Origin of the sequence: Endozoicomonas sp. Mp262 (genome assembly GCF_025643335.1) — a bacterium.
Lineage (GTDB): Bacteria > Pseudomonadota > Gammaproteobacteria > Pseudomonadales > Endozoicomonadaceae > Endonucleibacter.
The window spans coordinates 1,155,856-1,176,182 of record NZ_CP092489.1 but is presented as its reverse complement, the minus strand read 5'-3'; the positions used below and the strand labels follow the sequence as shown (position 1 = coordinate 1,176,182).

Genomic DNA, 20,327 nt, shown 5'->3' with positions numbered 1-20,327 from the left:
AACCATTAACCCATAGGATGACAGCTATGTGATAGTGGCCAAAAAAAACTAACTTGAGTAATGCAATTAAGATGCCAGTCTAAATAGATGGATCAGCTTACTATTTTGTTGAGTGGTTATCGGGCTTAAGACGTCAACGAATCATTGAGACTGAGAGAGGGGGTGCCCCAAAATAGTGCTTTAGTGCACCATACATAGCTAGTGCAGAGTGGCTTGTTTGTGGTCAGGTTCACGATATTCTTCTTTTCAGATGTTTTTATAGCCAGCTTGAATGCTGTGAGCGCGTTTTTTATTCGTTGGTCAGAGATTTATCATGGGTAACTGTCAGCTCTATTATAAACTATAGTTTTACTTATAGATTTATTTAAAACCTTCTAAGGCTGTCGAAAAAATGACGGTTGTCTGCTATCAATTGGCTTATTTTGTTACATGGAATGTTATATGAATTATTCACTGCAATTGACGGGAAAAACACTAGCAGGTTTTTCTCTCGACCAAGCTAAATTACATTTTTCCAAATTTTTTAAGATTAATGATAAAAACAGGGTTAATAAAATTTTTCATGCGGGAAAAAATGTCACGATAAAAAAGAGTGTCAGTAAATCGGATGCCATTCGCTATAAAAAGAATCTTAAAAAAATGGGTCTTGAATGCATTATATTAAGTGTTGATGGAGAGGAGGTAGATTTAGAAGAAAGCAAAAAGTCTGGTTCTGAAAAAGAATCCCTGTTTGTTCAAGCTAATCATTCATTTAAACATAACGATCTTAATGAAATATATTTTGAAGATGATAGTGATGATGCTGTTAGTGAGGTGAAATCAGGAAAGGCAGGAAATGGTTTAAAATGGATTAAAGAAGGGATTTATTTTTTCAAGCAAAATCCGGTTAGCTGGATTTTGGCTCTGCTAGCCTGGATTATTGTGTCAGTTGTTGTCAATATTATTCCTATTATTGGTCAGGTAGCAGGAATGATTCTGGGGTTGGCAATGTATCCAGGGCTGATGTACGGTGCTTATCAGCAAGATAATGGTAATGATTTAAAAGTCGGTGATACATTTAAGGCATTAAAAAAATCATTGCCCTTAATTGGTTTATGTATAGTCATGTCTGTAGTCATGGTTGGCGGGTTCTTTATCACATTCATGGGAGCCGCTTCAGGGGCAGGTGCTCTGATACCTGGTATTTTATTATCCGTAGTTTTTCTCCTGCTTATGATGGGGTATTTCTTTGCAGGGCCGCTTATCGTAATTAATGAGGTGCCTGTTATTGAAGCAATAAAAATGAGCTTTAGTGGTAGCCTTAAAAATATCATTCCATTAACAGTGTTTAATATCCTGGCAATTTTTATTGCTATTATTGGTACTTTACTCTTAGGTGTTGGTTTATTAGTGGCCGTACCAGTTATTATTGCTGGAAGCTATGTGGCTTATCGAGATATATTCCTGAAAAGTGAGTGAGGTGAGTTTATACACCTCACCTGTTTTATTTTATATGTTCTAAAACACCATCCAGTTCATCAAGACTGTTGTAGGAGATAACCAGCTTGCCTTTGCCTTTGGCATTGCATTGTATCGCTACCTTGGCTCCTATACGTTCGGCCAAATCTTCCTCAAGCCGTTTAATATCAGGATCAATCCGTTTTTTATTTTTATTGCTTTTCTGGCTCTGCTGTTGAAGGCGTCTAACCAATGCTTCTGCCTGCCTGACAGATAGTCCCTTGGCAACAATAGTTCGCGCGATGTCCAGTTGATCTTTTTCTGAAAGAGTAAGCAGTGCTCTGGCATGTCCCATTTCCAGGTCACCGTACTCCAGCATTTTCTTCACTTCAGATCCGAGGGACATAAGCCTCAGGAGATTGGTAACGGCGGTTCTGGATTTTCCAACAGCCTGGGCGACTTCCTGCTGGGTTAGTTCAAATTCCTTTTGTAATCGCGAGAGGGCAATAGCTTCCTCTATCGGATTCAGGTCTTCCCGCTGAATATTTTCAATCAAGGCCATTGCCACGGCAGCTTCGTCGGGAACTTCGCGAATCAATGCCGGGATATCTGCCAATCCGGCAATCTGGGCTGCTCGCCAGCGTCGTTCACCTGCAATAATTTCATAGCGATTCTCTGTAACGGGGCGAACAACAATGGGTTGCATTACACCTTGCGCCTTAATGCTTTCTGCAAGCTCCTCAAGAGCATCAGGGTGCATATCTCTTCGTGGCTGGTATTTGCCCCTGGTAATGAACTCTACAGGCAAGTCCAAAAGCTCGACAGAGCGTTCAGGAAGAGCTGATGAGTCTGTTGAAAGATGCTCCGGGGTTGAGGCATCCAGATTAGCACTGCCCAACAATGCATTCAGATTGGTGCCTAAACGTTGTTTCGCCATGGGTTACCGGGTTCCTGTTTTCTTAACTGTTTTGCTGGAATCCTGCTTACGAAGAAGTTCTCCAGCCAAGGCTAAATAGGCAATGGCCCCACGGGAGTTTTTGTCGTAGGTGATAACGGGCTTGCCGTGGCTGGGAGCCTCTGCCAACCGGATATTTCTGGGAATCACTGTTTTATATACCTGGTCACCAAAGTGGCTGATTAATTGCCTTGAAACCTCTGTTGTCAAACTCGTTCTGGGGTCATACATGGTTCGCAGCAGGCCTTCAATATGCAGGTCAGGATTAATGGTTTTCCTTATTCCCGAGATGGTATCCATGAGTGATGTTAGCCCTTCCAAGGCATAGTATTCGCATTGCATGGGGATAATTACCCCTCGTGCGGCCACCATGGCATTGACTGTTAACATATTAAGGGAGGGAGGGCAGTCAATGAGAATGAAGTCATACTGATCCAGTATTTTTTCCAAAGCCATTTTTAGCCTGGACTCTTTATTCTTTTTTTTCACCAGTTCTACTTCAGCTGCCGTTAAATCTGCATTGGCTGGCAGCACGTCAAAGCCTGAGTCAGTGGGCTGGCATAGGGCGCTTTCTACTTCGCAGCGCCCGGTTAGAACATGGTAAACCGAAAATTTCAGGTCATGTTTATTGACGCCACTGCCCATGGTGGCATTACCTTGTGGATCCAGGTCTACCAGCAGAACCCGGCTGCCGGAGGCAGCCAGGGAGGCTGCCAGGTTAACGCAGGAAGTAGTCTTGCCCACTCCCCCTTTTTGATTGGTTATCGCAAGAATTTTTCCCACAATCTTCTGCCACCGTTTAATACTTGTTTCGCAGAATCACGAGATGACGTTCTCCATCACTGCCTGGAACGTTAAGAGATATAGACTCTACCAGTTCACAGCTGAATTGTTGCGTCAGCTCGCTAAGCTCTTCTTCAGGATATAGCCCTTTCATCGCCAGATAAACACCTGAGTCAGCTAATAGGTGTTTTGTTCCTTCTACCATATCAGATAGTGAGCTAAAAGCCCGGGATGTTATACCATCGAAGAGATGGTCTGGTTGATAGGATTCAACCCGGGTATTCACCACAGTGAGGTTTTTTAAGCCCATTTCTATCTTTGCCTGGGTCATAAAGCGGGTTTTTTTGCCATTACTGTCAAGGGTCGTAATACGCTTTTCAGGATACATGATAGCTAGAGGTATACCGGGTAATCCAGGGCCAGAACCCACATCCAGGATATTATCTCCCTTGATGTAAGGGACAATGCTAAGGCTATCAAGAATATGGCGGGATACCATCTGATCAGGTTCACGAACTGCTGTTAAGTTATAGGCTTTATTCCACTTGGCCAGAAGTTCGACGTATTGGCCCAGAGACCTTGCTTGGATTTCAGTGAGTGGCAGAGACAGTTCATTGGCACCGTTGTAAATCTGCTCCACAAGAAGGTCGTTTGACATGTACAGCTATTCCAAGTGTTAAAAGATAAGCAGTGTATTGCAATCGTTTTAGTGAGTCGAGTTATGAGTCATCTTGTCTAGTCTATCTGCAACCAGCTCTTGTAACTATTTTAATATCTGAATACTTGAGTGGCGGTTATGTGTAAAAAAACTATGATTGCCCTGATTGATAGTCACTTTTTAAAAGTAAATATAATGCTACTATTTAGATTATTTATTGTTGTCGTATTTATATATCAGTCATCATTGGTTATGGGAGGTGCTGTTCAAAATCAACCTGCGACCTCCAAACTGGCTGCTGATGACCTAAATCCAAAAAATATTGCCCCTGAGGTGGTATCTGAGCAGATCAGGGAAAATTTAAATAATTTATCCTACAGATTTTCTTTCAGGAAAGATGGTGAATATGCTGTAAAAATGTACCGAACAACCGGTGATAAAAGTTATCTTAATGCGATTTTGCATGAGTTGTATATATCTGCTGACCGGTTAAGTGAACTGAGTAGAGGAGTCTATTGCGCAACCTATAGAACCCAGAGAATAAAAAGAGAGATTGATGATGGATCTTGTTTTTTGGGTGTCAATAAAGTCTGTCGTGCACTTAGAAGTGAAACGGCAAGATGGTTTAATGACCATATATTTTATGCAAATTTATTATTACCGGAGTTACACAGGGTTAGTGAGTTTGGCATGCAATTAAAAAATGATAATGAAAAAATAATACAAAAAATATCAGCTTTTGACTTTGAACCAGGTTTTACTAACCCTGATATGATAAGAGCCTGGGCTTCTCGTCAAGCCTATCAGGTGTATTGGCTAAAAGATATTGACCTCGGTGACTATAGAGAGATATTTACCAACTCCTTTAAGAAAGTTTTTCCTGATAATAAGGATGTGCTTTTAAGTGACCAGCAATATATGACAAAAATCACCAGCATGGCTCATTTAGTTATTGCAGCAAGTGGTAATTTCCAAGAGCCTGTGAGTGATCAAAGTCTTGAGTGGATTACTGATTATTTTGAAAAGAATATTGATGAAATTATTACCCGTGTAGAATCGGTAATTATTGCTGAAGTTGGAATTAGCTTTCTTTTGATGGGAAAGCAGTCTGTGCCTGCCGTTGAAAAAACAAAGAAAGCTATATTATCAGCCTATAGCCCCTCGCAGAAAATGGTTCAAGCATTAGACGGCAATATCGATTTTGATATGGCTCAGATTAGAAATACATTATCTATTATTTTGCTGGGTTGGAATAATATTTATCATTCCGGGCCTTACTTTAATAAAATAAAAGCTTTTTCAGAAAAGCTCCCTTCTGTGGTTGAGCCGGAATAAAAAAAGGGGCGAATGTATGTTTATACAGTGACTTTGCTTTATTTAATTTATAAAATACTACGTTTTGCTGCTAAATAATGAACCCACTTCCAGAACAACTGCCTATCATTTACCAGGATGAATATCTTGTTGCTATTAATAAACCTTCAGGGCTATTGGTTCACCGCTCAATGATTGATCGTCATGAAACTCGCTTTGCTATGCAGATGGTTCGTGATCAGATTGGCCAGCGCGTCTACCCACTACACAGATTAGATAAACCCACCTCAGGGGTACTATTATTTGCTTTGTCTCCAGAGGTGGCAAAACTGGCCGGAGAGCAGTTTCAGCAGCATAGCGTATCAAAAAGCTACCTGGCTATAGTTCGAGGGGTTACAGATGAAAAAGGTTTGATTGATCATGCTTTAAGAGAGCAACTTGATAAAATAACGGATAGAAAAGCGCAAAAAGATAAGCCTGCCCAGGATGCGATTACCCACTATAGGCGCCTGGCTGATATTGAATTGCCTGTGTGTATAGATCGCTATCCAACAAGTCGCTATTCATTGCTTCAGTTAACACCGGAAACAGGTCGAAAGCACCAAATTCGCAGGCATCTGAAACATATATCTCATCCAATTATTGGTGATGCCAAGCATGGCAAGGGGAAGCATAATCGCTATTTTGCCAGGCACCTGGCAGCTGGCCGTTTATTACTGTCTTGTGTGGAAATGTCATTGACTCATCCGGTTACTGGTTCAGGACTCAGTTTTGTAGCACCTTTGGACCAAACAATGTCAAATATAATCAGAAAATTTTGTTGGGAAGAAAGCATTCCACAAAAGTGGTTGCCAGTTACTTGAGTACACTAAAAAAGTGCCGATAGTGCATTCATGGCGTTTAATCGCAATGAAACCTGTGCTTGGGGTAAATGGTGCTAAAAAAACTTTCTAGATGGCCTGTTTTTTTTATCATAGGCTGCTTTATGCCCGGCAGTTTGGCTTATGAGATGGGGGCTATACGTGTTTTGTCCTCTCTCAATGAGCCTCTTGAAGCCAGGATTGACATAGCTGAATCTGAAGAAATGATGAAAGGTCCGGTGATTGTTGATCTGGCATCGAAAATCGATTTTATGCGTCATAGAGTAGATAGAAAGTACTATATTTCTGACCTCCAAGCCTCTATAGAAAAGGATCTTCGAGGTAAATCCAGTATTCGAGTCAAAAGTAATGAGCCTATGATGGATCAGAATATTGACTTATTGGTGATGATGCTTTCAGCTGAAGGAAAGTCTTTTGGTAAATACCACTTTTTGTTGCCGCAGATACGTTTAACCAGTCAACCACCGGTTGTGGCCGCTAACAGGTTGTCTATACCCTGGAAAAAAGACAGGCTATTAGCTTCAAAATCAAGAGTGGAAAAAAAATTTGGACCGTCAACCGTTGAACTGATTTCAAAACAAAAAATGTCAGCTAAAGAAGTAAGTCAACAAAAACTCAAAAAAATAGCGGGTAAGGTTGACCCCACTCCTCCAAAAAGCCCCATAGAAAATTATGCTGGTGATGATAGCCATAAGGTAAAACCAGCCAGTAAGAAGCATGGTTTTTTTCAAAGAAAAGACTTGCGGAATTTGCCTTCCAGAAAGTTATTTGCCCGGCTACATGGTATCAAAAAGCCTAAACTAGCAGTTGCGAGTAAGAAGCAGCATAGAATAAATGCTGTGCCTGTTGACAAGAAAAGTCTAAATAAAAAAATACAGGTGGTACAAAGTTTAGGGGGGTATAAGAGCCATAAAGATATTTTTAATCTGGACTTTTATACTGTAAAATCAGGTGACTCTCTTAGTTCAATCGCAATGAAATTAAAAAAATATTATCCTGATATAAAGTCCTGGAAACATTTGATGAAAGAAATTGCCAGGGTGAATCCAGATGCATTTATTGGGAAAAATATCAATAAAATTAAGGTTTCTGCAGTTTTGAAAATTCCTGAAAGGGAAAAAGAGCCTGTCATAGTTGCCAGGGTTCTTGATTTAGATGTGGAAGAAACTGAAAATTACTGGGCAGGTTATAATAGCGAAGTTGAAAAACAAGTTGAAATACCTGTAATTAAAAAGCAAATAAATGTGTTAAATGATTTTGCTGATAGGGAAAAAATAAAATTAATAAAAGAAGATAGGTTAGTTAAAGCTTCTGTTATAAAAACCTATAGTTATAATACAATTTCCACTGTTAAACTAAAAAAGCAGAATGATAAAGCCTTTCATTTGCAAGAGCTGGTTGCAGGTTCGATTCTTTAATATCTGTATCTCACTCCCAGAATCAATTAACACAGTTCTGTAGGAGATGAGTGTTTGATTTGGTTGTATGGAGTACGTTTTTTGATCTATTTTCTGCTAATTGAAGAGGATAAGGTAAGATTACCGCTAAATCGTATAAAAAACGTACGAATTACACATTTTTTATCTTATTTTTTAAGGCTAAATATAGCTTCTAACTTTATGGTTATTAAATGATTTTTATAGGTTAGTTTGATAAATTAGTACCCGATAATTATCTGATAATGGGGGTATCATGAAGACATTGATCAAATTGTCAGAATACCGTTTTAAAGCACAGCATTTACGAACCTTCAGGCAGCTGGGTGAGTTCAAAGGGCGACAGCATCAGATTATCAGGCAACAACCTGAAATACTTGACACCTTGAGGCAGGTTGCCTGGCTGGAGTCTGTTGAGAGGAGTAATCATCTTGATAGCGTCTTTATTTCTCCGAATGTGGTGAGGAAGCTGGTTCTCAAAGAGGCAAAGCCCACGACACCATTGGAAAGACAAGTTGCAGGTTATTCAGATGGATTGGACTTAGTGGTAGATCCAGCAGAGCATATGGAGGTTTCTGTAGGCTTGGTCGGACAGCTGCATGCCATGTTGTATGGGCATTTACTTCATGAAGGAGGACGTTGGCGAGCAACTAACAAGGATATTATCGAGCGGAATGCTAAAGGAATAATTACCGGTACTCTCTATCGTACCATTCCAGCGGCAGATATTGACCAGGCCATGTGTGAGACTATCAGGCAATATCACAAAGGGCTTAGAGCTGGAGTCGATCCGCTACTGCTAATCAGTGCCGCGATTCTTGATTTTTTATGCATACACCCGTTCAGTGATGGTAATGGCCGTATTAGCCGATTGTTAATGCTATTAATGCTATCGCTGAATGGCTACCGGGTGGGACAGTTTATAAGCATTGAACGTATTTTTGCACAGCATGAAGATGCCTATAATGAAGCACTGAAAGAAAGTGTCAGGAATTGGCACCAGGGTATTCATAATCCCATGCCCTGGATTGAGTTTTTTCTGGATGTTTTAATTGGGGCGTACTCGGAATGGGAACACCGGGTTAGTGCGCTGAGACGGCAGGGAATCAGGGCTCCGAAAACACAGTTAATCAGAACGGCTATTGAACAATCTGAAGGTCTGTTTTCAGTGGCAGATATTTGTATTCAACTACCAACCGTCAGTCGGGAGCTGGTGAAAAAAGTGATCCAACAATTCAGGGATGAGGGATTATTGATAGCAGAAGGACGGGGAAGGGGGGCACAGTGGCAGAAAACCCGTGAGCCAACCTGCTAAGCTTTAATATCCATATTATCTCATTACTAAATGGGGAATCGTGGTTTACACTATTCCCCATTAATATTAGAGTATACGACGGAATACATCATTTTCAGGCTTGTCAAAGTACCGGTGTTTCAGTGCCCCTATCACATGTAGAGTAATGATTCCAAGAAAAATATAGGGAATCCAAATATGCACACTGTGCAGAATATCAGCGAGTTCTCGATTTTTATCAACAATATCAGGCATAGTCAGCCCGAAAAATGGGACCTTTCTGTTAGGGGCTGCTCCGGACATCAGGTACCCACTGGCAGGAACCAGAAACATAAAGAGATAAAGTACCCAGTGTGTAATTTTGGCTAATTTTTTTTCGTGATGGGGAAGACTATGAGGTATAGGAGGCACTTTATAAACCCATCTAAAAAATATTCTGGCTACTAATAAAAAGAGTACAAGGACACCAAAAGATTTATGCCAGTGGTAAATATCATATTTATAGTTGACACTGTCTTCCAGGTGGGTCATATACCAACCACTAGTGATAAGGCTTAATAGCATAAGCGCCATTAGCCAGTGAATTAACCGCATGGTTATATGGTATTTTTGGTTGTCCATAAGTTTTATCCTGATTTATTTGTTAATGGGTTTTGCATTAAAGTACTATTTACTTTAAATACAGGCTGACCTTTCAATCAATATAAAACTGTAGGATAGCTTGAAAATTTATTTTTTCATTAGGTTAGATTTTTTATATTTATAATAAACTCTATTTTGTCAGCCAAGGTTTATAAAACCTTAGCTGACAGGTAATGAATCAGGATAGATTAACGAAATTTATTGATAGTATCTTTTAGTTCAATGGTTGCCTGTCTTGCAGAGGTGGCAAAGTCGTTACCAGAACCGGCATAAATAATTCCCCTGGATGAATTAACAATCATTCCTTTACCCTGACTATTCAGGCCATTCCTTACGGTAGCTTCTACACTGCCGCCTTGGGCACCAAGACCGGGTACCAGGAAGGTCATTTCATTGGTTAATTGACGGATATGGCCAAGTTCATCCGGATTGGTTGCTCCTACAACTAATAGAATATTATTGTTGCCATTCCATTCCTGCACCGCTTTTTCTGCTAGGAGTTGATAGAGAGGACGTCCTTCTATTTTCAGATTTTGTATGGCTCCAGCACCCGGATTCGATGTTCGGCAAAGTACAATAACGCCTTTATCCTGATAGCGGCTGAAAGGTTCAATGGTATCGATGCCCATATAAGGGTTAACAGTCACTGCATCTGCCTTGTAGCGTTCAAAGGCTTCTTTGGCGTACTGATCTGCAGTGCTACCGATATCACCTCGTTTAGAATCCAGTATTACCGGGATATTAGGGTAATTAGTATGAAGATACTCAATAGTGAGAGCCAGTTGATCCTCTGCGCCCTGAGCATGATAATGGGCAGCCTGGGGCTTATAGGCACATACCAGGTCGGCAGTTGCATCAATGATGGCTTTGTTGAATTCAAAGATGGCCTGGTGATGGTTTTTTAGTACCATGGGAAAACGTTCTGGAAGGGGGTCTAATCCCACGCATACCAGAGAGTTGTTTGTTTCCATTGCTCTATCTATTTGCTCAAGAAAACCCATGATGACTCCTCAGCTTATGGTTTTGCTGGCGCGGTAGTGTAGCAGTGATTATCTCTTTGCCAAAGCAGAATGGTTGGAAGTGTTGTTGTGTCTTCCAGGCTTTGGCATAAGCTTGCTTTCTGAACTCAGATGTAAGATTACCGTTACAATAATGTAGTGATTGAGTAAGGGTATATGTGAGACTCATGGTGTTTTACTGTTATAGCAAAGGAGAATTTATCAAATGTGTCTACAACCATGGTGGAGACTTCACCAGTGACTTTATCTATAGTGAATTGTAACGAAGGGCTTATAGAGTCTTCCAAAATTTTAGATTCTTGTATAAATGTCTGTTTTCTTGATTGGACTGCTGATAATGCGTCTTCTCTTAGCTTTATTATCGTATTTATGACCTCTCTATGCCTAATAAAATAATGTGCAGGAGTGAAGTGGGTTCTGATGCTATCCCAGAATGAAATAGACTCTTCATAGAATGAGGTCTGGAAGTCAAATGGATAGAATCTGTTTGCATGTCTATTGATATTGGTGAAAAATTGGGCTTCCGTTATTTCATGCTCATCCATAGCGAGGATAACATCCAGCAAGTCAGGGGATAAAGGGTTGAGCATTATGCTTTGGCATAATGGAGTATATTTTACCAATTGACCATTTGCTACGAGTGCTTCTGCTTCATATAGCGCTAAATCCAGGGTAGAAGGAGCTGATTTATTCTGGCCCCTGGCCTGTTTATCCGCTTTCCTATATTTTGGTTGAGTGAGTTGGGGGAAAAAATTTCTGGATAAATACCTAGGGCTATATACCATTAGCAAGACCGTTTGATCTATTCTTTTGTTTTTTCTGATATCAAAAGTTACTTGTCTTTTAGTTTGATTATGTAAAGTGAATATTAATTTTTGTAATGATAAGAAATTATAGGTTTTAGAGATTCCTGTTTTTTCTTTTGATGTACCTGCCAGAGTCTGTGTTGTGCTGATTGCTGTGACTGTTTCTATAGAAGGATGTCCTTTGAGTGTATATATTGTTGCAAGAGAACTGTTATGAGTTACTTCTGAAATTGAGATGGAGTACCAGTGGCTGCAATGCTGGTCATGTACACGGATGCTTTTTATGAGGTCTGAGTGTAAAAAAGCTTCACATTTTTTTGTTAGTTGTTGATATTTTTCTTTATCCCTATTCAAGAAGGCCTCTGAACATTGTCCACTGGAATTAGCAGAATCCAGTTCTGGTAATATTGCTTTATAGGGGCTAATAAGGGGTACTTGTTTTGGTACCGTTGCGTGGGAATTAAACTCTTCAGGTAAAGCTACACTGCTCTTATCAGGAGCTTCTGGTAAATGATTTTCTGTTCTTTTTTCTTCCTCTGTTGTTCTGATAATACTTTTTCTGACATATTGTGCTGTTCCTCTAATGTGATCTTTGTGAATACTACTCTGTAAAACATGGGTTGGCTGCCTGCTTAGGTGGCTGGTTTTATTGTTATCAATATGGGCTATAGCTCCACATATATGGATTAAAAATGATAAGGTTAATAAAGTGCGAAAAAACGAAGTCATTTTGAGATCCAAAATACTTTTAATAAGGATGTAAGTAAAGAAAATAAGTCAGATAAGATAAAGAGTGTTGAAGCACTCTTAAGAATGGCGGTGAAAAATAAGAACTATAAACACTAGTTTATAAACAGCTTGTTGTCTATTTTTATATAATGTGTATTTGTCGTTTAATACCTTGATGGCAAGTATATCATTGATATTTTAAGTATAAGTTTATTTTTTTCTTGCTTCTATTAACTTTATCTATTGGAATTATAAGGTTACATGTATAGAGTATAAGTATAGCCAGTGTTGTAATCAGGGTTAGTGGTATAGATAACGGAGTTTCTACCGTTTTTTGTGGTAAAACCTCTGAATGAAGGACTTGGAGTCTACCTAATAATAATAAGAAGTTTCCGCTTGTTGGGCGGAAAATCAGGGGATGTAAGGGAATGATGCAGCGAGCACGAACTCTGTTTCTTCTTGTGGGGCTGATGCTGTCAGCCAATGCCAGGGCAGCCTGGGAAGTCAATATGCCGGAAGGGGTGACGGCCATCAGTCGCTCCATCTATGACTTGCATATGACCATATTTCTGATTTGCGTTGCAATCGGGGTTATTGTCTTTGGAGTCATGTTTTACTCTATTTTTGCCCATAGAAAATCCCGGGGAGCCAAGCCTGCCCAATTTCATGATAGTACGTTAGCGGAAGTGGCCTGGACCGCGATTCCCTTCATAATTCTTGTGTTAATGGCTATTCCCGCCACAAAAACCCTGATTGAAATTTATGATACGGATGAAGCGGATATCGATATCAAAATTACCGGCTATCAGTGGAAATGGCAGTATGAATATCTGGGAGAGGACGTCTCATTCTTCAGTAATCTCAATACATCGAAAGAACAAATTTATAACCTGAGAGCTAAAAGCCCTGAGTATCTTTTGGAAGTTGATGAGCCACTGGTTATACCGGTAGGTAAAAAAGTTCGTTTTCTGGTGACGGCGGCAGATGTTATTCACTCATGGTGGGTCCCAGACCTTGCTGTTAAACGAGATGCCATTCCCGGATTTATAAATGAGGCATGGACCCGCATCGAGGAGCCGGGAATTTACAGGGGGCAGTGTGCAGAGCTTTGCGGTAAAGACCATGGCTATATGCCTGTGGTGGTAGATGCCCGAACAGAAGAAGACTATCAGGCCTGGTTGGCGGAGAAGAAAGCTGAAGCTGCGAAAATCAGGGAGTTGACCAGCAAGGACTGGACACTTGAGGAATTGGTGGCCAAAGGTGAGCCGGTTTATAACAAAGTTTGTGCCGCTTGCCATATGCCGGGTGGACAAGGCATGCCACCGGTATTCCCATCTCTGAAAGGCACTCCCATGGTCACGTCAAAAGACATGATTGGAGCGCATGTAGCCATTGTAATGAACGGCAAAAAGGGTAGTGCCATGCAGGCATTTGCCGGTCAGTTAAGTGAAGTGGACCTGGCGGCAGTGATTACCTATGAAAGAAATGCCTGGGGCAATAACACCGGGGAGATGGTGACACCTAAACAGATCCTTGAGTTTAAGGAAACAGGTGAATTTAAGGCTGGTCTGTAAGGAGCGCAATTATGACAGCTGTGACAGGTGATCAGAATAACGATAATCACGATGAGCATCATCATGGCCCTGCCAAGGGACTGATGCGCTGGGTATATACCACCAATCATAAAGATATTGGCTCAATGTACCTGTGGTTCAGCTTTGTCATGTTCCTGGTGGGAGGCGCCATGGCCATGGTGATTCGGGCTGAACTGTTTCAGCCCGGGTTGCATATTGTGGATCCGGGGTTTTTTAACCAGATGACCACCATGCATGGCCTTATTATGGTGTTCGGAGCCGTAATGCCGGCGTTTGTTGGATTGGCCAACTGGATGATTCCTCTGATGGTGGGTGCTCCTGACATGGCACTGCCCAGAATGAATAACTGGAGTTTCTGGATTTTGCCCTTTGCGGCATTGATGCTGGTGAGCACGCTCTTTATGGAAGGAGGTGGACCTAACTTTGGCTGGACCTTTTATGCGCCGCTATCCACCGATTATGCACCCCCTTCAACCACCTATTTTATTTTTGCCATCCATATGCTGGGTATCTCTTCCATTATGGGAGCGATTAATATTATTGCCACCATCCTGAATATGCGTGCCCCCGGCATGACCCTGATGAAGATGCCGCTGTTTTGCTGGACCTGGCTTATTACCGCTTATTTGTTGATTGCCGTCATGCCTGTATTGGCGGGGGCTGTCACCATGATGCTGATGGATATTCACTTTGGTACCAGCTTCTTTAATGCCGGAGGTGGTGGTGACCCGGTTCTGTTCCAGCATATATTCTGGTTCTTCGGGCATCCTGAAGTTTATATAATGATCCTGCCTTCCTTCGGCATTGTTTCCTGCATTATTCCGGCGTTTGCCCGTAAGCCACTCTTTGGTTATACCTCCATGGTTTATGCCACGGCCAGTATTGCATTTTTGTCGTTTATTGTCTGGGTTCACCATATGTTTACGGTGGGTATTCCTTTGGTAGGCGAGCTGTTCTTTATGTATGCCACCATGCTGATTGCAGTGCCCACTGGCGTAAAAATCTTCAACTGGGTAACAACCATGTTCAGGGGGTCAATGACCTTTGAAACCCCCATGTTATTCTCAATTGCCTTTGTTGTGCTATTTACTCTGGGTGGTTTTTCGGGGCTGATGCTGTCCATTGCCCCGGCTGATTTCCAGTACCACGATACCTATTTCGTAGTTGCCCACTTCCATTATGTTCTGGTGCCCGGGGCGATCTTTGCCATTTTTGCCGGTACTTACTACTGGCTGCCCAAATGGACCGGGCATATGTATGACGAAACCCTGGCTAAAGTGCATTTCTGGATGTCATTTATCGGGATGAACTTAACTTTCTTCCCGATGCACTTTGTGGGTCTAGCGGGTATGCCGCGCCGGATACCGGATTATGCCCTGCAGTTTGCTGACTTTAACCAGATTTCCAGTGTTGGCGGATTTATGTTTGGACTGACCCAGTTACTGTTCCTGTTTATTGTGGTCAAGTGCATTTTAGGGGGCAAAAAGAGTGAGGCTAAATCCTGGGAAGGTGCAGAAGGACTCGAATGGAGTGTGCCCTCTCCTGCACCCTATCATACATTTTCTACACCACCGGAAGTGAAGTAACCGGGCGGGTTACCGGATAACAAAAAATGCTGTAGGTGGAAAAAAATGGATGAACCGCTGGAGAAACAAACCAGACGCACTCTGATTCGTTTGATACTTATAGCCCTGGGCATGTTTGGCTTTGGCTTTGCCATGGTGCCCTTGTATGACGTGTTTTGTCAGGTAACAGGCTTGAATGGAAAGACTGACCCGGTTCCCTATCAGGCAAAAGAATCCAGCATTGATACCAGTAGAACCATCAAGGTGCAGTTTGTGGCCACAAAAAATGGAGATATGAGCTGGGATTTTGCTCCCAGCATCTCAGAAATCAATCTCCATCCTGGTGAAGTGGGAAAGCTGGTTTTTTTTGCCAGAAACCCGGGGGACAGGCGCATTGTCGGGCAGGCGATTCCCAGTGTTTCACCGTTTCAGGCCACAAATTTTTTGCATAAGGTTGAGTGCTTTTGCTTTACAACCCAGACCCTGGAAGCCGGTGAAGAAAAAGAAATGCCGTTAAGGGTTATTGTGGACCAGGAACTGCCGAAGCATATCAATAAGTTAACGCTGTCTTACACACTGTTTGATGTAACAGAATAAATAGGTTGAGCATTTACAGGGGTTTCAGGAGATTATAATGGCTAATGAAGGATCTTATTACGTACCCGCCCAGAGTAAATGGCCAATAATTGCATCCATTGGTCTGTTTTTGACCCTGACGGGTACGGCCATGATGATGAATGATATGAGTGCTGGGGAAAAAAGCTCCACTCCGCACTGGATACTGTTTGCCGGCGGCCTATTGATGGCGTGGATGCTGTTTGGCTGGTTTGGCAACGTTATTCAGGAGTCCAGGTCTGGTCTGTATAGCCCACAGATGGATCGTAGCTTCCGCTGGGGGATGGGCTGGTTTATTTTCTCTGAAGTGATGTTTTTTGGCGCTTTTTTTGGTGTCCTGTTTTATGTCCGCTTTTTTTCTATTCCCTGGCTGGGGGGCGAGGGGGTGGGAGCCATGACCAATGAGCTGCTCTGGCCCGGATTTACCGCAGACTGGCCATTGATGCAGAACCCTGATAACGAGCGGTATCCCGGAGCTTCCGGGCTAATTGATCCTTTCCATTTGCCCCTGTTAAATACCCTGCTTTTGATAACCTCCAGTGTCACTGTTACCTTTGCTCATCATGCCCTTAGAAGGAATGACCGCTATAAGCTTAAGCTGTGGCTAATTGCAACGTTGGTTTTTGGCTTTGCATTTCTATTCTTCCAGGTGGAAGAATATATTGAAGCCTACACAGAACTTGGGTTAACCCTGCAAGCAGGAATCTACGGATCAACATTTTTTATTTTGACCGGGTTCCACGGGGCTCATGTTACCCTGGGTGCGATAATTCTAACGGTCATGCTGTTCAGGGTGTATAAAGGCCACTTTGAGCCAGAAAAACATTTTGCCTTTGAAGCGGCCAGCTGGTACTGGCACTTTGTTGACGTGGTCTGGGTGGGGTTATTTATTTTTGTTTATCTTGTATAACCTCAACAGTCTCTAGCGATAAAGCCAGGGGGCATGGCTGCTGATATCACCCTGTAGCCATGCAATAATAACCACCAGCATTAACAGTAAGGTAAGAACAATACGGATAGTGAGAGAAGTCACCAGTCTGGCAGAACTGTTTCTGTCCATTAATAAAAAATAGAGACCGGAACCCAGGCTGATAAGAATGGCAAGGAAAAGAATAACAATCATTATTGTGTGCCACATAACCATTTCCTGAAGCAGTTGTTTTTATTTTTACTGTTGGAAGCATAACAGTCTTCGGAGTTATAAGCAGGCACGCCTCAAACGATATTAACCAGATGTCAGTATTTAAGTTAAGGTTGTCACTGTTGGTATTACTGCTTCTCCCGCTGCTTGTGGGGCTCGGGCTTTGGCAACTGTCCCGCTATCAGCAGAAACTGGAGCTTGAGCAGACCTGGGAAGCTCGCAAGCAACTGGCACCAATGCCTATCAGTCGATTAAACGACTATCAGGATCCTCTTTACCTCCCCATAAAAGTCCAGGGCCGTTTTGTAAGCGACACTTATTTTCTACTGGATAATCAGGTTTTCAATGGCCAGGCAGGGTATGAGTTACTTATGCCCTTTGTCACCAACGAAGGTCAGTGGATTTTAGTTAATCGCGGCTGGTTGCCATCCACCGGATCAAGAGAAGAGTTACCGGCTGCTGGTATTGATAACCGCCAGTACGAGCTTTCCGGTACCATTTACCGGGCTATGGGTAAGCCTTTTTTATTGGCAGAGGATCAGTGGCAAGAGGGCTGGCCCAAAGTTATTCAGGCGGTGGATTATTCCAGAATATCCAGTGTTTTAAGCCAGGCTATTCCACCACTTTTGCTGGTTTTAAATGCCAATGAACCCGGATCATTACAGGTCAGACCGATAAAGGCTGTTATGTCATCGGCTAAACATCTGGGTTATGCCCTGCAATGGTTCACCATGGCTCTGGTATTGTCAGGGTTATACGGAATTCAAATAAGAAAAAGGGAGCAGTAGCAATGCAGGGGACATTACCTGGAAAAAAGAGAGGGCTTGTCAGGGGACGATTTCAGGCGGCCATTGTTTTTATATTACCTTTCTTAATGTTTGGTCTGGCCTGGTTTATGTATTTCTCGGGGCAATGGCTACCGGAAGGTAGAACCAATAAAGGAGCGTTGTTACTGCCCCCCGGTGATTTTGGCCAGTTACAGCTGATTGATAAGAACCACTCCTTTCCAATAAAGCAGCTTGAAGGAAAGTGGGTGATTGTTATTTTTGGTTCTTCCCATTGCACTGGGGAACAATGCCAGGATGTCCTTTATAAGACACGTCAGGTTCATATAGGTCTTGGGCGTGAGGCTGATCGAGTGGCACGGGTTTATATTGCAGAGGAAACACCAACGCTTGATAAGGCTTTGGTTGAGGAACATCCTGCCGTTTTCTGGCTAAGCACTCAAATGGATTCAGTGCAGAAGGCTCTGTCTCTGGATCATTGGCCTGAAGACCAGTACTTTATTGTTGATCCATTGGGCAACATGATGATGAGTTATCAGCCAGGTCAGGAAGGGGGAGATCTTCTGAAAGATATGCAACGGCTGTTAAAAGCCTCGAAAATAGGATAAGGCACGTTGTTTTAGATGGAATTTCACTGAAATGGAATAATGAGTATGCCAGCGAATAAGAAAAACAAGAAAGGCTACTATCTGGCTTTAGCCGCTACCTTTCTCGCTTTCATTGTGGTTGGGGTGGGTGCTTATACCCGACTGGTTCATGCGGGGCTGGGTTGTCCTGACTGGCCCGGATGCTATGGCTTTTTAACCGTACCGGAATCCAAAGAGGCTATTGAAACCGCCGAAAACCGTTTTCCTGATGCTCCCGTGGATATTGCCAAAGGCTGGGCTGAAATGGGGCATCGGTATATTGCGGGATTGTTAATGATTCTGGTGCTGGTGTTAACGGTTCAAACATTCCGCCATCGTCGTAACATCAATCAGCCCTGGTTATTGCCTCTCTTTATTCTTGGTCTGATCTCATTACAGGCTGTCTTCGGTATGTGGACTGTGACTCTCAAGCTTTGGCCTCAGGTAGTGACAGCTCATTTGCTGGGAGGTTTTGCCACCTTGAGCCTGCTTTTTTTACTGACGCTCCGATTATCAGATACAGGCTGGATCCGGTTACCTTCTACCTGGCGGTTGGGGCGCTTGAAAGGACTTGCCCTGATCAGTTTACTGGCAGTCATTGTCCAGATTACCTTGGGAGGCTGGACCAGTTCTAATTATGCGGCACTGGCCTGCCCTGATTTACCCACCTGTCAGGGTGTCTATTGGCCTGATATGAATTTTCAGAAAGGCTTTGATATTGGACAATCCATAGGGCCTAACTATCTGGGTGGCCAGCTGGATTCTGACGCCAGAACAGCAATTCATATGGGGCATCGAATAGGCGCGATCATAGTCTTCGGGATACTGCTTTTTATGCTCTTTGCTGCAAAAGAGTATGCCAAGGGGCTTGCCAGTGATGAAAGGCAAAGTGTGCAACAGTTGTCTTTCTTAATTCTGTTGGCATTGGTTCTGCAGCTGACTCTGGGTATCAGTAATATTATCTGGCATTTACCCCTGTTTATTGCGGTTGCCCATAATCTGGGAGGGGCGCTGCTGCTGCTATCACTGGTTGCTTTTAATTATCGGCTCAGTGCTCTGGTTGAAAGGGATGGATAAACAGGAGTAAAGGAAATGGCTCAAAGTAAAATAATGGGTTCGACGCTTTCAGGCAGGGCTGGTCCAGAAAATGTTCGGGCAGGCTGGAAGGATTATCTGGAGCTCACCAAGCCTAAAGTGGTTGCCCTGATGATTCTTACCTCTCTGATCGGTATGTGCCTGGCCACCCCCGGTTGGGTTCCATGGAATGCCCTGATATTTGGCAACCTTGGTATTGCCCTTTGCGCAGGTTCAGCAGCGGTGATTAATCATGTTGTGGATCGTCGCATTGATACCCTTATGGCCCGTACCCAAAAGCGGCCGGTTGCCCAGGGGAGGGTGGGGCCGGTTCAGGCGCTTTGTTTTGCCCTGGTGATTGGCTCCATAGGGATGGCAACGCTGGTCTTTCTGGTAAACCCGCTGACGGCTTGGCTAACCCTGGCGTCACTATTGGGATATGCAGTTATTTATACCACGGTATTAAAGAGGGCAACCCCCCAGAATATTGTGATTGGTGGCCTTGCGGGTGCCGCTCCGCCCTTGTTGGGTTGGACATCTGTAACCGGTTATTTTGAAGGCCATGCGCTGCTGCTGGTTTTGATTATTTTTGCCTGGACACCACCCCATTTCTGGGCTCTTGCCATTCACCGAAAAGATGAATATGCCAAGGCGGATATTCCCATGTTGCCTGTCACCCATGGTGAGTCCTATACCCGGCTTCATATTCTGCTCTATACCGTCATTATGTTATTGGTGAGTGTCCTGCCATTTTTAACGGGCATGAGTGGCTTGATCTACCTGTTAGGGGCGCTGGTATTGGGAGGACGGTTTTTGTACTGGTCCGTGGTATTGATGAAAAACAGCCGCCCCCATGCTGCCATCAAGACGTTTAAGTATTCCATTACCTATTTAATGGTACTTTTCATATTCCTGCTGGTGGATCACTATGTATTTTATTTGTGGGTATAGTTTTTAAATAAATATAACAAT

The 20,327-nt window shown here is 42.8% G+C and carries 20 protein-coding genes; 13 read left to right on the top strand and 7 right to left on the bottom strand.

Features of this window, described 5'->3' with window-relative positions:
* The first annotated feature begins 441 nt into the window (after positions 1–441).
* Entirely contained in the window at positions 442–1,458 is a 1,017-nt protein-coding gene (locus tag MJ595_RS05170; RefSeq protein ID WP_263081412.1) for a BPSS1780 family membrane protein, read from the top strand.
* Positions 1,459–1,483: 25 nt separating this feature from the next.
* Here the strand turns inward: MJ595_RS05170 and MJ595_RS05165 are convergent, their stop codons facing one another.
* From MJ595_RS05165 to rsmG, 3 genes are read right to left on the bottom strand one after another with little or no spacing between them, the layout of a single operon-like run.
* The gene (locus MJ595_RS05165) at positions 1,484–2,374 is read right to left on the bottom strand and encodes a ParB/RepB/Spo0J family partition protein (RefSeq protein WP_263081411.1); all 891 of its coding nucleotides are present in this window, start codon (positions 2,372–2,374) and stop codon (positions 1,484–1,486) included.
* A 3-nt stretch (positions 2,375–2,377) separates the two neighbouring features.
* Entirely contained in the window at positions 2,378–3,175 is a 798-nt protein-coding gene (locus tag MJ595_RS05160) for a ParA family protein (protein ID WP_263081410.1), read from the bottom strand.
* A 16-nt stretch (positions 3,176–3,191) separates the two neighbouring features.
* On the bottom strand, positions 3,192–3,833 hold the full coding sequence (rsmG, locus tag MJ595_RS05155; RefSeq protein ID WP_263081409.1) for a 16S rRNA (guanine(527)-N(7))-methyltransferase RsmG: 642 nt from the start codon (positions 3,831–3,833) through the stop codon (positions 3,192–3,194).
* A 153-nt stretch (positions 3,834–3,986) separates the two neighbouring features.
* On the opposite strand from rsmG, the gene MJ595_RS05150 reads away from it, so the two are divergent.
* The 4 genes from MJ595_RS05150 (at position 3,987) to MJ595_RS05135 (ending at position 8,779) form a co-directional block, all read left to right on the top strand.
* Positions 3,987–5,168 carry a DUF3541 domain-containing protein gene (locus MJ595_RS05150; protein ID WP_263081408.1) on the top strand — a complete coding sequence of 394 codons (1,182 nt, stop codon included), beginning with the start codon at positions 3,987–3,989 and terminating at the stop codon, positions 5,166–5,168.
* 77 nt (positions 5,169–5,245) lie between these two features.
* On the top strand, positions 5,246–6,010 hold the full coding sequence (gene truC, locus MJ595_RS05145; RefSeq protein ID WP_263081407.1) for a tRNA pseudouridine(65) synthase TruC: 765 nt from the start codon (positions 5,246–5,248) through the stop codon (positions 6,008–6,010).
* 68 nt (positions 6,011–6,078) lie between these two features.
* The gene (locus MJ595_RS05140; protein WP_263081406.1) at positions 6,079–7,446 is read left to right on the top strand and encodes a LysM peptidoglycan-binding domain-containing protein; all 1,368 of its coding nucleotides are present in this window, start codon (positions 6,079–6,081) and stop codon (positions 7,444–7,446) included.
* Positions 7,447–7,720: 274 nt separating this feature from the next.
* Positions 7,721–8,779: a Fic family protein gene (locus MJ595_RS05135; RefSeq protein ID WP_263081405.1), complete on the top strand. Its 1,059-nt coding sequence runs from the start codon at positions 7,721–7,723 to the stop codon at positions 8,777–8,779.
* A gap of 66 nt (positions 8,780–8,845) precedes the next feature.
* Here the strand turns inward: MJ595_RS05135 and MJ595_RS05130 are convergent, their stop codons facing one another.
* The 3 genes from MJ595_RS05130 to MJ595_RS05120 form a co-directional block, all read right to left on the bottom strand.
* A complete protein-coding gene (locus MJ595_RS05130) occupies positions 8,846–9,379 on the bottom strand; it encodes a cytochrome b (protein ID WP_263081404.1) in 534 nt (177 codons plus the stop codon).
* A gap of 209 nt (positions 9,380–9,588) precedes the next feature.
* Positions 9,589–10,401 (bottom strand): orotidine-5'-phosphate decarboxylase, encoded by an 813-nt coding sequence (gene pyrF / locus MJ595_RS05125; RefSeq protein WP_263081403.1) that lies wholly within the window; start codon positions 10,399–10,401, stop codon positions 9,589–9,591.
* 143 nt (positions 10,402–10,544) lie between these two features.
* Positions 10,545–11,954, bottom strand: coding sequence for a hypothetical protein (locus tag MJ595_RS05120; protein WP_263081402.1), 1,410 nt, complete (start codon positions 11,952–11,954; stop codon positions 10,545–10,547).
* A 428-nt stretch (positions 11,955–12,382) separates the two neighbouring features.
* On the opposite strand from MJ595_RS05120, the gene coxB reads away from it, so the two are divergent.
* From coxB to MJ595_RS05100, 4 genes are read left to right on the top strand one after another with little or no spacing between them, the layout of a single operon-like run.
* Positions 12,383–13,528 (top strand): cytochrome c oxidase subunit II, encoded by a 1,146-nt coding sequence (gene coxB, locus MJ595_RS05115; protein ID WP_263081401.1) that lies wholly within the window; start codon positions 12,383–12,385, stop codon positions 13,526–13,528.
* A gap of 11 nt (positions 13,529–13,539) precedes the next feature.
* Complete coding sequence (gene ctaD, locus MJ595_RS05110) at positions 13,540–15,135, top strand: cytochrome c oxidase subunit I (RefSeq protein WP_263081400.1); 1,596 nt, start codon at positions 13,540–13,542, stop codon at positions 15,133–15,135.
* A gap of 45 nt (positions 15,136–15,180) precedes the next feature.
* Positions 15,181–15,711 carry a cytochrome c oxidase assembly protein gene (locus tag MJ595_RS05105; RefSeq protein WP_263081399.1) on the top strand — a complete coding sequence of 177 codons (531 nt, stop codon included), beginning with the start codon at positions 15,181–15,183 and terminating at the stop codon, positions 15,709–15,711.
* Between the two features lie 37 nt (positions 15,712–15,748).
* On the top strand, positions 15,749–16,639 hold the full coding sequence (locus MJ595_RS05100) for a cytochrome c oxidase subunit 3 (protein ID WP_263081398.1): 891 nt from the start codon (positions 15,749–15,751) through the stop codon (positions 16,637–16,639).
* Between the two features lie 12 nt (positions 16,640–16,651).
* Here the strand turns inward: MJ595_RS05100 and MJ595_RS05095 are convergent, their stop codons facing one another.
* The gene (locus MJ595_RS05095; protein WP_263081397.1) at positions 16,652–16,867 is read right to left on the bottom strand and encodes a DUF2909 domain-containing protein; all 216 of its coding nucleotides are present in this window, start codon (positions 16,865–16,867) and stop codon (positions 16,652–16,654) included.
* A gap of 95 nt (positions 16,868–16,962) precedes the next feature.
* On the opposite strand from MJ595_RS05095, the gene MJ595_RS05090 reads away from it, so the two are divergent.
* Genes MJ595_RS05090 through cyoE form a run of 4 tightly spaced genes read left to right on the top strand, consistent with a single transcriptional unit; the run spans position 16,963 to position 20,306 of the window.
* Positions 16,963–17,658, top strand: a complete 696-nt coding sequence (locus tag MJ595_RS05090; protein ID WP_263081396.1) for an SURF1 family protein — start codon at positions 16,963–16,965, stop codon at positions 17,656–17,658.
* Positions 17,659–17,660: 2 nt separating this feature from the next.
* Entirely contained in the window at positions 17,661–18,263 is a 603-nt protein-coding gene (locus MJ595_RS05085; RefSeq protein WP_263081395.1) for a hypothetical protein, read from the top strand.
* Between the two features lie 45 nt (positions 18,264–18,308).
* On the top strand, positions 18,309–19,358 hold the full coding sequence (locus MJ595_RS05080; RefSeq protein ID WP_263081394.1) for a COX15/CtaA family protein: 1,050 nt from the start codon (positions 18,309–18,311) through the stop codon (positions 19,356–19,358).
* A 33-nt stretch (positions 19,359–19,391) separates the two neighbouring features.
* Positions 19,392–20,306 (top strand): heme o synthase, encoded by a 915-nt coding sequence (cyoE, locus tag MJ595_RS05075; RefSeq protein ID WP_263322461.1) that lies wholly within the window; start codon positions 19,392–19,394, stop codon positions 20,304–20,306.
* The last annotated feature ends 21 nt before the right edge of the window (positions 20,307–20,327 follow it).

Coding starts and splice junctions, on each gene's coding strand:
- MJ595_RS05170 (WP_263081412.1), top strand. CDS start 442: ATGAATTATTCACTGCAATTGACGGGAAAAACACTAGCAGGTTTTTCT.
- MJ595_RS05165 (WP_263081411.1), bottom strand. CDS start 2,374: ATGGCGAAACAACGTTTAGGCACCAATCTGAATGCATTGTTGGGCAGT.
- rsmG (WP_263081409.1), bottom strand. CDS start 3,833: ATGTCAAACGACCTTCTTGTGGAGCAGATTTACAACGGTGCCAATGAA.
- MJ595_RS05150 (WP_263081408.1), top strand. CDS start 3,987: ATGATTGCCCTGATTGATAGTCACTTTTTAAAAGTAAATATAATGCTA.
- truC (WP_263081407.1), top strand. CDS start 5,246: ATGAACCCACTTCCAGAACAACTGCCTATCATTTACCAGGATGAATAT.
- MJ595_RS05140 (WP_263081406.1), top strand. CDS start 6,079: ATGGTGCTAAAAAAACTTTCTAGATGGCCTGTTTTTTTTATCATAGGC.
- MJ595_RS05135 (WP_263081405.1), top strand. CDS start 7,721: ATGAAGACATTGATCAAATTGTCAGAATACCGTTTTAAAGCACAGCAT.
- MJ595_RS05130 (WP_263081404.1), bottom strand. CDS start 9,379: ATGGACAACCAAAAATACCATATAACCATGCGGTTAATTCACTGGCTA.
- pyrF (WP_263081403.1), bottom strand. CDS start 10,401: ATGGGTTTTCTTGAGCAAATAGATAGAGCAATGGAAACAAACAACTCT.
- MJ595_RS05120 (WP_263081402.1), bottom strand. CDS start 11,954: ATGACTTCGTTTTTTCGCACTTTATTAACCTTATCATTTTTAATCCAT.
- coxB (WP_263081401.1), top strand. CDS start 12,383: ATGATGCAGCGAGCACGAACTCTGTTTCTTCTTGTGGGGCTGATGCTG.
- ctaD (WP_263081400.1), top strand. CDS start 13,540: ATGACAGCTGTGACAGGTGATCAGAATAACGATAATCACGATGAGCAT.
- MJ595_RS05105 (WP_263081399.1), top strand. CDS start 15,181: ATGGATGAACCGCTGGAGAAACAAACCAGACGCACTCTGATTCGTTTG.
- MJ595_RS05100 (WP_263081398.1), top strand. CDS start 15,749: ATGGCTAATGAAGGATCTTATTACGTACCCGCCCAGAGTAAATGGCCA.
- MJ595_RS05095 (WP_263081397.1), bottom strand. CDS start 16,867: ATGTGGCACACAATAATGATTGTTATTCTTTTCCTTGCCATTCTTATC.
- MJ595_RS05090 (WP_263081396.1), top strand. CDS start 16,963: ATGTCAGTATTTAAGTTAAGGTTGTCACTGTTGGTATTACTGCTTCTC.
- MJ595_RS05085 (WP_263081395.1), top strand. CDS start 17,661: ATGCAGGGGACATTACCTGGAAAAAAGAGAGGGCTTGTCAGGGGACGA.
- MJ595_RS05080 (WP_263081394.1), top strand. CDS start 18,309: ATGCCAGCGAATAAGAAAAACAAGAAAGGCTACTATCTGGCTTTAGCC.
- cyoE (WP_263322461.1), top strand. CDS start 19,392: ATGGGTTCGACGCTTTCAGGCAGGGCTGGTCCAGAAAATGTTCGGGCA.